General features: G+C 39.1%; 14 protein-coding genes. All 14 read left to right on the forward strand.

What is annotated here, in order from left to right:
• Positions 1-312: 312 nt before the first annotated feature.
• The 14 genes from LI241_RS00120 to LI241_RS00190 all read left to right on the forward strand — a co-directional run bounded on the left by LI241_RS00120 (position 313) and on the right by LI241_RS00190 (position 14,996).
• Positions 313-1,260: a tyrosine-protein phosphatase gene (locus LI241_RS00120; RefSeq protein ID WP_008689160.1), complete on the forward strand. Its 948-nt coding sequence runs from the start codon at positions 313-315 to the stop codon at positions 1,258-1,260.
• A gap of 84 nt (positions 1,261-1,344) precedes the next feature.
• On the forward strand, positions 1,345-2,190 hold the full coding sequence (locus tag LI241_RS00125; protein ID WP_008689159.1) for a DUF5685 family protein: 846 nt from the start codon (positions 1,345-1,347) through the stop codon (positions 2,188-2,190).
• Positions 2,174-2,788: a J domain-containing protein gene (locus LI241_RS00135; RefSeq protein ID WP_008689158.1), complete on the forward strand. Its 615-nt coding sequence runs from the start codon at positions 2,174-2,176 to the stop codon at positions 2,786-2,788. The genes LI241_RS00125 and LI241_RS00135 overlap by 17 nt, the downstream gene beginning before the upstream one ends.
• Before the next feature lie 431 nt (positions 2,789-3,219).
• Positions 3,220-3,459: a FeoA domain-containing protein gene (locus LI241_RS00140; RefSeq protein WP_026006704.1), complete on the forward strand. Its 240-nt coding sequence runs from the start codon at positions 3,220-3,222 to the stop codon at positions 3,457-3,459.
• Entirely contained in the window at positions 3,456-5,471 is a 2,016-nt protein-coding gene (gene feoB, locus LI241_RS00145; RefSeq protein ID WP_008689153.1) for a ferrous iron transport protein B, read from the forward strand. Before LI241_RS00140 ends, feoB begins: the two co-directional genes overlap by 4 nt.
• Before the next feature lie 53 nt (positions 5,472-5,524).
• On the forward strand, positions 5,525-5,716 hold the full coding sequence (locus tag LI241_RS00150) for a FeoB-associated Cys-rich membrane protein (RefSeq protein ID WP_008689151.1): 192 nt from the start codon (positions 5,525-5,527) through the stop codon (positions 5,714-5,716).
• Between the two features lie 232 nt (positions 5,717-5,948).
• Complete coding sequence (locus LI241_RS00155) at positions 5,949-7,310, forward strand: hypothetical protein (RefSeq protein ID WP_008689150.1); 1,362 nt, start codon at positions 5,949-5,951, stop codon at positions 7,308-7,310.
• 203 nt (positions 7,311-7,513) lie between these two features.
• Positions 7,514-8,908, forward strand: a complete 1,395-nt coding sequence (locus tag LI241_RS00160; protein ID WP_008689149.1) for a PTS transporter subunit EIIC — start codon at positions 7,514-7,516, stop codon at positions 8,906-8,908.
• 184 nt (positions 8,909-9,092) lie between these two features.
• Positions 9,093-10,955 (forward strand): class I mannose-6-phosphate isomerase, encoded by a 1,863-nt coding sequence (locus LI241_RS00165; RefSeq protein WP_008689148.1) that lies wholly within the window; start codon positions 9,093-9,095, stop codon positions 10,953-10,955.
• A 14-nt stretch (positions 10,956-10,969) separates the two neighbouring features.
• Positions 10,970-11,539, forward strand: a complete 570-nt coding sequence (locus LI241_RS00170) for a glucose-6-phosphate isomerase family protein (RefSeq protein WP_008689147.1) — start codon at positions 10,970-10,972, stop codon at positions 11,537-11,539.
• Positions 11,536-12,453: a class I mannose-6-phosphate isomerase gene (locus LI241_RS00175; protein ID WP_008689146.1), complete on the forward strand. Its 918-nt coding sequence runs from the start codon at positions 11,536-11,538 to the stop codon at positions 12,451-12,453. Before LI241_RS00170 ends, LI241_RS00175 begins: the two co-directional genes overlap by 4 nt.
• A 119-nt stretch (positions 12,454-12,572) precedes the next feature.
• Complete coding sequence (locus LI241_RS00180) at positions 12,573-13,418, forward strand: MurR/RpiR family transcriptional regulator (RefSeq protein ID WP_227150891.1); 846 nt, start codon at positions 12,573-12,575, stop codon at positions 13,416-13,418.
• Positions 13,419-13,432: 14 nt separating this feature from the next.
• Complete coding sequence (locus tag LI241_RS00185; RefSeq protein WP_008689144.1) at positions 13,433-13,897, forward strand: glucose PTS transporter subunit IIA; 465 nt, start codon at positions 13,433-13,435, stop codon at positions 13,895-13,897.
• Position 13,898: 1 nt separating this feature from the next.
• Positions 13,899-14,996 carry a MupG family TIM beta-alpha barrel fold protein gene (locus LI241_RS00190; RefSeq protein WP_008689143.1) on the forward strand — a complete coding sequence of 366 codons (1,098 nt, stop codon included), beginning with the start codon at positions 13,899-13,901 and terminating at the stop codon, positions 14,994-14,996.
• Positions 14,997-15,015 lie beyond the last annotated feature (19 nt).

Genomic DNA, 15,015 nt, shown 5'->3' on the forward strand with positions numbered 1-15,015 from the left:
TCTAAAGTAGACAATGAAAATAAATAAAACGTTGTTTATGAAAGGAGGGATCTTTTTTTGTTATGGCTGTTTTACCCAGTAGTTTTATAAGGTACATTACCAATGTATCCTTTATGCCTTTCCAGTGAATTATAAATCGAATAAGGACTTATCTAACGCCTAACGGCTAGGATTAATGTGCAGATAGAGGATTACGAAATGCAAGAAAACGTATGGATTCCTTCTTGAAGAATTGTTTTCATGATACATTGCAGGTATACTAGAAGATAGTAGAAAATATATGATATGTGTGATGAATAGGAGATATTAACTATGGAATTACGTTATGAAGATGGTTGGTTGTTAGAGATGGATGCAGATGCAGGAGTTTATGATGTCTACGATGAGAAAAGATGCCTCTTACAGCAGGTTACAGGAAATCAGCGCCTTTTGCTTTCTGGCAAGGACAAACGTCCAATGCTCTATATTCGCAAAGACAAGCAAACCTTTGTCGTAAAACCACGGGCGCTACCTGACACCGGTGTTGTGAACTTTCGTGATCTTGGCGGTTATGTGAATCGTGATGGACAACAGGTACGCTATGATTGTTTTTATCGCAGTGCTCCTTTGTGTGATTTACAGAAGGATCATGTGGATTATTTGCATCAACTGCATATACAACATATTCTGGATTTGCGTAGTGATATGGAACGTAAAGGCAAGGAGGACATCCACTTACGGGAAGCGAAGTATCATCCCATATCGGCGATAACTTTTGATCAAGGAATGGATGTAAAAGGCAGTTTTGATTTTGCGACATTATTGCAACAAGTAGATGTCACATTGTTAAAGAATATGATGATGCAGGTTTATAGGAAGCTTCCTTTTGATAATCCTGCATATCGCCTTCTTGTACAAGTGGTGTTAGAGGAAGAGGTACCTGTATTGTTTCATTGCAGTGCAGGAAAAGATCGCACTGGTTTTGGGGCAGCTTTGCTATTGTTGCTGCTTGATGTTGATGAAGAAACCATCTTAAATGATTATGTCTTAAGCAATCAGTATCGTAAAAAGGAGAATGCGAAAATCTATGCGCAGGTAACAGCTTCGCAAACGGATATGGAGGCTGTAATGGGGGTACAAAAGCAGTATCTTAGGGCAGCTTTGCAGGCTATTAAACAACGCTATCAAACCTATGAAGCCTATTTTCAAGCAGAATTCGGTATTGATGAAACACAAAGAAAGCATCTAAAACAATGTTTTTTATATCCTTTGAATATGTAGAATCATGTTATTTTAACGCCTGTTCTTGAATTTTTTTAAAGAACAGGTTAAACTATATGACATGAATATATTTGAGGTAAGAGCATGTTTGGCTATGTCATTGTAAATAAACCGGAACTAAAAATCAAAGATTTTGATGTTTATCGCAGTTTTTACTGTGGCCTTTGTCAATGTTTGAAAAAAGAATTTGGACAGTTGTCACGGTTTTCCTTAAATTACGATATGACATTTCTGGCCATTTTGTTAACTGCGTTATATGAACCGCCTACGGAAGAGAAGATGAAACGCTGTATGATACATCCCATGCAAAAGCATAGGATGTATGATAACATCTATCTTAGCTATGCGGCCGAGATGACGATTGTCTTAACGTATTTAAAGTGTGAAGACAATTGGCAGGATGAACATTCGCATACATCACATATGTATCAGAAAGTATTAAAGCATCGCTATGAAAGCATTAAGCAAAAGTATCCTGAGAAAGTAACACGTATTGAAGAAGCCTTGATAGCACTTGGTGAAGAAGAAAAAAAGGGAACTAGGGATCTGGATCTGTTGGCTTCCTATACAGGACGTTTTATGGCAGAAATTTTATGCTACAAGGAAGATGTGTGGGCACCCACTTTAAGAACGATGGGCGATTATCTGGGACGCTATATTTATCTGCTGGATGCTTATGATGATCTAGAAGAAGATAAAAAGAAACAGTGTTTTAATCCTTTGTTAGAAGAAGCGAAGAAAAGCGATTTTGATGAACGCATGCGCACGATTTTAGAATTGATGATTTCCGCATCATGTGAGGCTTTTGAAATATTGCCTATCATTGCGTATGCAGATATCATCCGCAACGTATTATACTCAGGGATATGGGCAAAATATGAATTAGCACGTAAAAAGAGAACAGGTGAAGAAGATGGAAGATCCTTATAAGATATTAGGGGTATCAAGAGATGCCAGTGAAGATGAAATAAAAAAAGCATACCGACGATTAGCAAAGCAGTATCATCCGGATGTAAATAAAACAGCGGGAGCTGAAGAAAAGTTTAAAGAAATTCAGAATGCTTACCAGCAGATCATGGATTATAAGAAAAACGGTGGACCGCAAGACTTTTGGAATGCCAGTGGCTTTAGCAGTAGCTATGGTAATTATCAAGGCTATCAAAAGGGTGGGGCAACGAATGATTATCAAGCGGTAGTGAATTATCTGAATACCGGTCAATATCAGGCAGCGTACAATGTTTTAATTAATATTCAAGAACGTGATGCCAGCTGGTATTATCTGTTTGCCATTGCGAATTATGGCTTAGGTAATCATATTGCGGCAATGGATGCGGCGGAAAAAGCTTGTCAAATGGATCCAAGCAACCAACAGTATCGTCAATTGTATGCGCAGTTGCAAAGAGGCAGGACGCGCTATCAGCAGATGCAGACACCGTTTGGTGGTGCAAGCAATTTCTGTTGTTATTTGCTGTTATGTAATATGTGCCTTGGTGGAGGCGGCATGTGCTATCCTATATTATGCTGTTAGAGTGGAAACACTCTTTTTATTATGGCGTTTTTTGCTTTTTCCTGTAATGAAGAATCTTAATTGATACATCACATCTATCTGGAAAAAGCCTTTATGATATAGAAAGCTGTTTTATATAAAAGGCAGTCTTTGCCTCAATTAGGCACAAAGCTAGTCGTTACTTTGTTTCACAGGGTGATGTGCTTTTCATTGCCTAATATGCATCAAATCCAGAAAGACCCGCTAACGAGAATTTACTTTCGCTCTTGTCTTTTTTACTTATCATTATACACGACAGAGCATATCATTTGATGTAAACGCATTCATACATGAATTTATTACTTTTCTTTACGAAACACATGCAATTTGTTGACAAGTTAAGAATTTCGAGTATGATAGATATGTAAACGTTAGACGCGTATAACTTTTTTAGGAAGGCGGTAGACAGCATGATGACGACATTAGACAAAATACGTCCGGGTATGGGCGGCATCATACAAAGTGTAGGTGGGCAAGGAGCATTGCGCAGAAGACTTTTAGATATGGGATTAACTCCTAAGACCAAAATTCAGGTAACTAAGATTGCCCCTATGGGAGATCCCATGGAATTATATTTGCGTGGTTATGTATTAACACTGCGTTTGCAGGATGCAGCAGAGATTGAAGTACTAGTTAAGGAGGAAGTGCTATGAGTGAAGTGCTAATTGCATTAGCCGGTAACCAGAACTGTGGCAAGACAACCTTATTTAACCGTTTAACCGGAAGCAATCAGCATGTCGGTAACTTTCCCGGGGTAACAGTAGAAAAGAAAATGGGAATCATTAAGAATTTCAAAGAGGCAACACTTGTCGATCTTCCGGGCATTTATTCTTTGTCGCCTTATACAAGTGAAGAAGTTGTCACAAGAGATTTTATCTTAAAAGATCATCCTGCCTTAATTGTTAATATCGTGGATGCGACCAATATTGAACGAAACTTATATTTATCTTTACAGTTGATGGAATTAAAGACACCGATGGTCATCGCATTGAATATGATGGATGAAGTTACTGCCAGTGGAAACAGTATTGATGTAGAAAAGCTGTCAAAGCATTTACAAATTCCCATCGTACCGATTTCCGCTAGTAAGAATGAAGGCATCAATGATTTGATTAGTGTAATCAAGAAGGAAACACGTAAACATCAAGAAGCCATTCATCTGGATTTTTGTAAAGGTGAAGTACATCGTGCCATTCATTCAATTGCACATATCATTGAAGATCATGCGCAGACTGCAGATTATCCAACACGCTTTGCGGCTACCAAATTGGTTGAAGGTGATGAACCGATGCAGCGTGCTTTGCACTTACATCAAGATGATCTGGATATTATAGAAAAAATCGTTAAAAGCATGGAAGATGCTTTAGGTACAGACCGTGAGGCGGCATTAGCGGATATGCGTTATTCTTATATTGAAGAGCTGGTAAAAGATTGTGTTGTGAAAAATCATCGCTCACAAGGATTAAAGCGCAGTCAGCGCATTGATCAGCTGTTAACGCATAAATACTTAGGTATTCCGGTTTTTATCCTTATTATGTTGATGATTTTCTATTTAACCTTTGGACCGATTGGTGGTACTTTGCAAGGCTTATTAGAAGAAGGAATTGACATTGCGGTCAATGCGTTAAGTGATTTACTAATGCATTTACAAGTAAGCTCTTGGCTGCATGCCTTGGTGATTGATGGTATCTGTAATGGGGTAGGAAGTGTCTTATCGTTTCTTCCAGTCATCGTTACCTTATTTTTCTTTCTTTCTTTATTAGAAGATAGTGGTTATATGGCAAGGGTAGCCTTCGTCATGGATAAGGCATTGCGCAAGCTTGGCTTAAGTGGCAGAAGCTTTGTGCCAATGCTGATTGGCTTTGGCTGCAGCGTACCGGCAATCATGTCAACTCGGACCTTAAGTAGTGATCGTGATCGCAAGATGACAATCGTGGTAACACCTTTTATGTCCTGTAGTGCAAAACTGCCTATTTACGGCATGATCACAGCTGCCTTTTTCCCTGAACATACGGCACTTATTTTGATTAGTGTGTATCTGATAGGCATCTTTGTTGCGATACTGTCTGCTTTATTATTAAAGCGTACTGTATTTCAAGGGGAATCTGTACCCTTTGTCTTAGAATTACCGGCTTATCGTATTCCAAGTGCGAAAAGTGTGCTCTTACACATGTGGGAAAAAGCAAAAGATTTCTTACGTAAAGCTTTTACGATCATCTTTGTAGCTAGTATCATCATCTGGTTCTTACAAAGCTTTGACTTTGCCTTTAACTTTGTAGAAGATTCATCTACCAGTATGTTGGCTAACATCGGAACTTGGATCTCCCATATTTTTGCCCCATTAGGCTTTGAGGACTGGCGTGCATCAACGGCATTGGTTACCGGAATTACGGCGAAAGAAAGTGTTGTTTCTACCCTCTCTGTATTAACCAATACGACTAGTGATGCCGGATTATCCGTAGCTCTGCAAACGATCTTCTCTCCGGTATCCGCATTTGCTTTCCTATGTTTCACGGTGTTATATATGCCATGTGTAGCTGCTTTTGCGGCAACAAAACGTGAATTAGGTTCTATGAAACAGGCATTGGCTACAGTGGCTTATCAAACCGGTGTAGCTTATGTGGTAGCACTACTTGTTTATCAGATAGGTTCCTTGCTTTTCTGATGACAGAATCAAGAAAAAAACATATACTAATAGTATAAGAAGGATGTGATGATATGAACTTAGCAGATGTTATCGTGAGCGCCATTATTATCGGCTTATTGATCATTGTCTTTTATGTAACCAGAGCTAAAAAAGGAAATAGCGGTTGTGGCTCTTGTACAAGTGATTGCAGTTCCTGTCATGCATTTTCCAATTTCTATGAAGATTATAAAAAAGATGAGGCTGATAAAAAGCTGAAAGAATAAATTGCATAAATAATTGTCTTACTTGAGGCTGTAATGAAATAGACAAGATTGATAAGTCTATGAGGTTACAGTCTCTTTTTTCTATGTTTCATGCTGTAATGAATTTTTTAGATAAAGAAATAAATTTTTCAGATAAAAGGTATTGGAAAAGAAAGAATCAATAACATATTGAAAATTAATTACAATGGTGATATCTTATAAATGAAATATAATTACATAAGAGGAGGATATCATGAACATTGTAATTGATGCAGCAACTGTTTTAAGGGCATGGCCAAACGTAGAGAAATACCAGAACACGACTTTACGTTATACCCCGAATACGGATTTTCCTGAGGTCATGGAGGAGATTATCGGTAAGCCGGATATCATTCGGCTGTTTGTGACCTTGGACGAAGTTTGGGATTATCGAACGAATGAATATCATTGGAATTATCTGATTGGTGAAAATCGCTATGTTGGTGATAATAAGCATTATGAATACGATTGGCCGTTGACGGAAGTAAGTCCTTTTCAGGTGCATGAAGAAGATTATCTGCGTTCTCATGCGGCGCATGCCAAAACGGTTATGTTGAATATTCGCCGTTATGAGCGTGAAGTTATTGAAGGAATCATTACTCTGGAAACCTATGAAAAAGTTTTTGAAAAGGTAGTGGAATACTATAAAGAGCATATTGCCAATATTGTCTATATTGAATGTTGTAATGAAGTGGAAATTCCGCGTTTCGGTGGCTTGCGCATGGAAGAATACTATCCGTTATATCAGTGTGCTAGTCGTGCCATAGCTCGTTTAAATGCCAAACATTCTTATGAACAGCCATTGCAGATTGGTGGTTTTGGGATGTCGGCAGGTATGTCCAATTGGAAATACTGGGATGCTTTTATGCGGCTTCTGGCAAAGGATGAAAAGCGCAAAATTGATTATTATTCAATGCATGAATATCATGGAAATCCATGCCGCATCTTAGAATTTTATATTCGTCATGAAGAACTGCGAAAAGAATTTAACTTACCGGAATTGCCTTTGATGATGAGCGAATACGGTATGCGTTATGGTTTGGGAGATGCCGGCAGACCGGACAATTTACATAACGCCAGTGGTGAAGTAGCCGGCATGTTGTTAGGTTCCTATTGTAAAAACTTAAAGATGTTTCCTTGGTGCAGTTTTCATAATCCGAATCAGCAGTTAGGAAGAACGATGTTCTTACAAATGGAAGATACTTATATCCCAACACCAAGCGGGCATGTCATGACGATGTTTCACTGGCTCAAGCCTTGGCAGCTCATTGTGGAAGAAGATACGGAAAATCAAATCATCGCGACCAAAGATAAAGACAGCTATGCCATCATGGCAGCGAATCCATTAGAAGATAAACGGGAATATCATTTTCTGCTAAAACATATAAAAAAGGCGGATTATATCATGAAAGAATATTATGTGGATGCTTTTCATAACAACTGTCTGCAAGATAAAAGTTGTATGAAATTGAGTATTTCAAGAGAAACTAAATTTCAAAATGTAGATAAAATTACGTTCACAAGAGAGATGAATCCAACAAGTGTACACTTTTATACTATAGAAAAAAGAAAATAAATTACATAATAAAAGATAAAATACGTCGAAAAGTGGCAAAAAATGCCATTTTTTAATACATTTTACACATAAATGAAATTAAATTACGAGAAAGTATAAAAAATAGTTGTAATTTAATTACACAGATATTATAATATACATGAAATTAAATTACAGTTAGTTTCAGATAATGTAATTTCGGTGTAAGAAAGAGAGGGTAATTTATGAGCGCTGAAAAATTATCACTAGGTCAGCAGATCTTAGAAGGCTTAGGAGGAGCTGGAAACATTAAGGTCTTTGAGAATTGTATGACCAGGCTACGTGTCGTTGTAGTGGATCCATCTAAGGTTGACAGAGCGGCATTGGGAAACATTAAAGGGGTTTTACGGGTAGTTGGTTCTCCGGAAGAACCGCAGATCGTATTAGGTCCGGGTGTGGCAGATGATGTCTGTACGGAATTAAAAACGATGCCCGGCTTGAACTACTCCGAAGTGAAAGCCGATGGTGCTTTGATGAAGAAGAAAGATGCTAAAGGTATCTTCAGTTTCTTTGCGAAAGTATTCGCACCATTGATTCCGGTATTTGCCGGAACCGGTTTGATCTTTGGTATCATGAAGCTGTTTGTGTTGATTTTTAACATGACCGGTATTAGTTTATTTGATCCGGCTGCTGTTGTGGATGGCGGTTCACAATTCATGGCTGTATTAAATGTATTAGCTAGTACATTCTTTACGTATCTGAATATTGCTGTTGCCATGCAGGCCGCAAAAGTCATGGGTGGAAATCCATACCTTGGCTTGGTTGCCGGTGGTATTGTTACCAACGTTGCCGGATTAAATGGCGTTGCGATGGGCTTCTTAGGCTTATCTTTCGCAAATGGCCGTGGTGGTACATTGGCCGCAATGGCAGCTGGTGCATTGATTGCTGTTGTCGAAAGAAAAATCAAAAAGCATACACCAAATGCCTTGCGCATTCACATGCCGTCGCTCTTATCGGTTGTCATTGTCGGTATCATTACGATTTACATCCTGCAGCCGGTTGGCGGACTTATCACAGATGGTATTACAGAAGCATTGATGTGGTTATTCAATAATGCCGGTCCTTTAGGCGGTGCTGTTATATCTGCATTGTTCCTGCCATTGGTAATGACCGGTATGCATCAAGGTCTGACACCGGTACATACGGCATTGATTCAGCAGTTAGGTTACACACCGTTGTATGCATTTAACTCTATGGCTGGTGGCGGACAGGTTGGTGCAGCGACCGCGTTGTATTTCAAATATCGTAAACAAAAAGCTTTACAGAGTGCCATCGTCGGTGGCTTACCTGCTGGTATCTTAGGTATCGGTGAACCATTGATCTTCGGTGTTACCTTACCATTAGGCCGAGCCTTTGTGACTGCCTGCCTAGGTGCCGGTGTTGGCGGCTTGGTTTGTGGCTTCTTCCCAGAAATGGGCGCCGTAACAATCAACGTTTCCGGTATCTTAGGAACTTTGGTTAATACCAAACCACTGGTATACTTATTAGCATATGCGACTTCTATTGCTTGCGGCTTCTTATTCACTTGGTTTGTTGGTGTTAAACAGGAAAATCTGGATACCTTCATCGTAGAAGAATAAAAAAAGACTTATGTACATCCTGCCTATGAAAGGCAGGATGGTGCATAAGTTCATAATTAAAAACAAAACCATTCATTCTGTATCGACTATGTAAAATATATGTATCAAAACTTTATGCAAATGAACTTTCATATAGTATATATGCGAAGCAGAATGAATGTATCGTATAAAGGAGGAAATTGTTATGAGTTTCATGTTTAAACCATTAGCTTATGATGAGCCAAATGCTGTAAACAAAATTCAATTGAAAGATGATGTACGACAAAATTTCATTCGTGGGAATGAAATTATCGCTAAAACGATGATTACCACTATGCAGACTGCCATGCGTGATGATTGCTATGTCTTATGCATGGATGGCTATGTCAGTGCGCAATTTGGATCTATGGTGGAAGCACTGCAAAAAGCTGCAAAAGAAAATCAAACAGACCTGTATGTTTACGATATGTGGGATATTTATAAAACACAGGCGCAAATAGATGAGCTGACAAAAGAAAGTCTACCATTAAACTATGAAGATGATCCGGTACTATTATTCGGTAGATTATACAAAGGGAATATCGAGAATTTTATTGATCCTGCGAAACAGGCGGAAGTAGTACAAACGCTGAAGGAAAGAAAAAAAGGCATTCATTTGATATATGGCATGGGAAGTGCCAGTGAAGCCATCCGTAAGGCAGCCAATGGCATTGCCTATTTAGATGTAACACCGAAAGTTGCGGCGATTCGTGCTCGAGAAGAAAAATTCGTGAATATCGGCGATGAAAGTGCAAGACCATTCAATTTGTTGATGCGTCGTAATTACTTTGTCGACTTTGAAGTAACACTGCGTTTACGTAAGACTTTACTAGATGAAGATGCCATTACTTTCTACATCTTGGATAATGATGATAATGATCGCCGCATGTTATACAACCATGCCTTAAATGAAATCCTAGATACGCTGATTCAATATCCATTCCGTGCCAAACCGGTATATCTGGAAGGCATCTGGGGAGGAGAATACATCCGTAAGATTCGTAATATTCCTATGGATATTGCCGGCAATATCGCATGGATCTTTGAATTTATCCCGATGGAAGTAAGTATTGAAGTCGCAGTGGGAGATGATGTTGCGGATATCCCATTCTATACCTTTGTTCAAAAGAAAGGCTTAGAAATGATGGGACAGCATTGTATGGAAGAATTTGAAGGTTATTTCCCAATTCGTTTCAACTATGATGATACATGGCACAGTGATGGCAACATGTCGATTCAGGTGCATCCGGATGAAGATTTTATCATTGAAAACTATGATGAATTCGGCCGTCAGGATGAAGCTTATTATGTGATTGCGACCGGACATGGAGCCAAGACGTATGTCGGCTGGAAAAATGATGGCAGGGAATTTTTGGAGCTGGCGAAAAAATCAGAAAAGGATCACTGTGATATTGATTATCAGAAATATGTTAATGCCGTACCATCCATACCGGGCAAACAGATCATGCTGCCGGCAGGAACGATTCATTCATCCGGACGAAATCAGTTGATTTTGGAACTGGGAAGCTTAACGATTGGCTCATATACGTATAAGGTATATGATTATAACCGTAAGGATAAAGAAGGTAAGGTACGACCAATCCATACTGCGAATGCAGAAAAGGTTTTACATTTTGAAAGGGATAGTGAATGGGTAGATAACAACATTGCCATTGAACCGATAATGGTCGAAGAAACACCACAATATCGTGAATATACCGTTGGTTCTACAGACTTGATGTATTATCAGACCAATCGAATCGAAATGGAAACCCATGCAATTTACGAAGGTAAAAATAACGGTCAGTTTACCGTACTCACCTTAGTGGATGGAGAAGAAATCAAGGTATATTCCAAATCGCATCCGGAATTTAGCTATACTCAGAAATACTTGGATATTGTAACGATTCCGGCAACGATTGAGGATTATGTCATTGAAGCTAAAGGCTATCAGCCGGTTGTGATACATAAGACCTTCTTAAGAGAAAATTATTCACGTTATAAGAATTTGGACTATAAAAATCGTTAGAAAGGAAGGATACCATGGATTTTATCAGAGAACCAAAAGCAATACAGGAATTTTGGGATACCTGTAAATTACAGGGACAAAATGTAGTAGATCGACAAAAGAAAGTTAAGGAATGCATCGGTGTTTATAATAATGAAGAAGCATTAAAGGAACATGGCGATAACTTAGCGTATTGGGTAAGCAATCAAAACTTTAATCGTGAAAGTTATGTGAAAGGAAATCTGCAATGGGGTATTACTTATATCAATCCGTTTACGGTAGATGGGGAATGTGCCATGACCAGCGGCCATTATCATGGGGATAGTGATTGTGATGAATACTATTATGGTTTAAAAGGCGAAGGTTTCCTATTGTTTTGGGATGGCGCACAGGATTTCTATGTAGAAAAAATATTCAAAGGCTCCTTGCATTATATCAATGGGCATTATGCACATCGTATCATCAATAGTGGCGATGAAGTGTTGGCAGTGGCGGCATGTTCGCTACCTTCTAGTAAACAGGATCACAAATCCATTCAAGAAAGAGGATTCCCTTACCGCTGTTATAAACGAGATGGTAAGATTGTCTGGGAGAAGCAGGAATGAAACCCTTAAGACTTCAGCCTGTCTATATCAAAACGATATGGGCAGGGCATACCCTACATGATATCCGTTCCTTACCGGAAGAAGGTATTGGAATCGCCCGTGAAGTATGTGCCTATAAAAATTCAGAAAATCTAATTGCGGAAGGTGAATATCAGGGAAAAAGTATTAAGGAATTGATTCAAGAACATCATGAGGAACTGATGGGTAGGGATGATAGTAATCAGTTGATTCGGGCTGCTTACATTGATGCAATCGAAGATCTATCCATTCAGGTACATCCCAAGGAAACAGATGCCGCTATTTTAGGGGATTATGAAAAATCAGAATCTTGGTACATTGTGGATGCGAAAGAAGGTGCAAGCATCGTAGCAGGTACGACTACTACGGATAAAGCAGTATTGAAAAAAGCGATTGAAGAAGGTACGTTAGAAAAATACATTCAACGCATACCGGTAAAAAAAGGCGACTTTGCTTTGATTCCGGCAGGATTGCTGCATGCTTGTGGTAAGGATATGCTGGCGATAGAGATTGGCAGCTTTGGCGGTATCACATATCGTTTGTATGACTATGGCAGACCAAGACCCTTGGATCTGGAAAAAGGCTTTGCGGTATTGGATTGTGATGAAGCCTGCAGCATGACACATCATCCATTGCCAGATAAACCATGCAATCAGAGAAATACTGGTGTGGATCACCCGCTGTTTCATGTTGATGTGATTGATATTGCCAAGGAAGGACTGTTTGAAACAAACAACCAATATCATGTAATCGTATGCGTAGATGGAAGTGGGGTTGTAGAGTGTAAAGGGGAAGCATTTGCTTTAAACTATACGCAGACGCTACTCATACCGGCAAGTGCGAAGCAATATCGCATCAAAGGAAATTTGCGTATTTTACAAGGTTGGAAACCATAAAACGATGAAATATGCATGAAAATGCTATTTAAAAAGCATAAGAATGAGCGATAAACGAGAAATCAGTTAGCATAATAACCGGGGTAATGATATAATATGAATGTTAATGGGGTGTGAATATGAACACAAAAATTGAAAGTGTCTATGCGACATTGTCTAAATCTGACAAAGCCATTGCGGATTATTTTTTAAGCCATGGCAAAGACATAATTTCTATGAACATTCATGAACTTGCGGCTGAAATCGGTACTTCTTCTGCTTCTGTTTCTCGTTTCGTAAGAAAAGTATTAGGAAAGAGTTTTGCGGAAACCAAGATTGAACTGGCAAAGAATATTGAAAGTTTGAGTGTGGAAAATACCCATGAAATATTTGAATGGGCATCAGACTTTGATGATATGCCGAATAAAATCATTTCGCATATCGATCAGGTTTGTAAGGATGTGCTGGACTTCAATGGAATCAAGGTATTTGAGGAAGTTATCACCTTACTGGCAGATGCGGAAAACATCTTCCTGTTTGGTGTCGGCAGCAGTGGCATCGTTGCTCAGGATATGCATCAGAAAATGATTAAGCTGCGAAAGCGGGCTCTATATATTACCGATTCTAACTTTGGTACGTTAAATGCCGCTTTGTGTACGGATAAAGATGTGGTTGTGGCAATCAGTTTCAGCGGTCGTACCAAGGAAGTCAATATAGCTGCCAGAAAAGCAAAGGAAATGGGCGCAAAGGTAATTTCTATTACCAATAATACAAAAAACAAATTGTGTGCCTTAAGTGATATTAATATTGTGATACCAAGTGTGGAAATGAATGAATCAAGATTGGCCGCTATTTTTTCACGCTATGGACAGTTATTTGTTGTCGATATGCTCTTTGTCGGTCTGGCAAAACGGATAAGTAATTCTCCGAGCCAGTTATTGGATGGTTATCGAGAAATCTTAAAGGAATTAAAAGAAAACAGATAGGAGATTCAAATGTTATGGAAAAGATAAAGACTTTTCTTGCTCCGATAAAAGGAAAACTGTTGGATATCAGTTGTGTTCCTGATGAGGTTTTTGCGGATCGTGTTATGGGAGATGGCTTTGCGCTGGATATTTTAGGCGGTGAAGTCATTGCTCCGATGGATGGTGTCGTTACGGCAGTATTTCCGGGAGGACATGCAGTTTGTCTGCAAGCGGATTGCGGTGTACAGGTATTGATACATATCGGCTTGGAAACGCACACTATCAAACATTTGTATAAAACAAAAGTTGAACAGGGACAACATGTGAAGGCAGGCGATTTACTGGTTGTTGCGGATTATAAAAAATTACGTAAAAAGGCCAAATCACCAATTACGCCAATCGTTTTTTTGAATCAGGAAAAGATTGAATTATTAAAAGAAAACGAAATGGTAGAAGCAGGAGATACCGGTATCATCCGTATCACTGTTCAGGATGCCTAATATGATACAGGGATATGGTGTATCTCTTTATTTAGAAGAACATGCAGATGAAACAAAAATGCAGTCTTATCTGGCATTGGCAAAAAGCAAAGACTGTAAGGAAATATTTACTTCTGCCCATTTACCAGAATACACGCTAAAAGAACAACTCCGATTCCTCGCCATATTGGTTAAACAGGTACATCGTTTCCGTATGGAAATCAGTGTGGATTTCGGTGGTGGCAGTATCATGGAAATATTACAGGATCCCTTTACATGCGAAGCCATTGCTTCATTACAACTAGATGCCATGCGATTGGATTACGGATGTAATGCGGATATCATGGAAGCTTTGCACAAGCAAACCGGGATTTCTACCTTTATTTTAAATGCTTCCATCTTACAGGAAAAAGAATTGCTTCCATATTTGGAAAAAGCAAAAGAGCATCAGATACAAATAAAGGCCTGTCATAATTTTTATCCTAGAGAAGATACTGGGTTAGATATGGATTTCATGATCAGTCAATATCAGTTGTTTCATAAATATGGTATTCCGGTCACTGCCTGTATCGCTTCTCACACTCATCCAAGAGGGCCGATATTCAAAGGATTGCCTACCATGGAAAAACAGCGTTACATGTCGGTGGAAAAAGCCGCTTTAGAACTTTCTGCTTCATTAGTGGCTGATTGGCTGTTGGCAGGGGATGCCTATTTAAAGGAAACCGAGTTGGATGCATTGTATTGCATCTTGCATAAAAAGGAATTGGTGCTGCATGTCTCATTTTTAGAAAATGCAACAAAGGAAGAAAAGCAGTTGCTGTTAGGGCGCGTGCATGCCATTCGCTATGACAGCAATTCCCGCATACTCCGTTCCCAATCATCACGAGAGATGGCGGAGTTTGCGAAAAAAATCAAAGCGCATAATACAGTTGAAAGAAAAGCTTTGACAATTACCATTGATAATGAAAACTACCTGCGTTATAGCGGGGAAGTACAGTTTGTTTTACAGGATCTGCCCAGTGATGAACGGGTTAATGTAGCAGGCTGTATAGCGAAAGAGGATGCATGGAAACTGCAATATTATCGGGAAGGTTTCGCATATCGTCTGATTGCTGTTTGACATCCTTTGGGATGTCTTT

Source organism: Longicatena sp. 210702-DFI.1.196 (assembly GCF_020563125.1).
In the GTDB taxonomy this organism is placed as follows: domain Bacteria; phylum Bacillota_I; class Bacilli_A; order Erysipelotrichales; family Erysipelotrichaceae; genus Longicatena; species Longicatena caecimuris.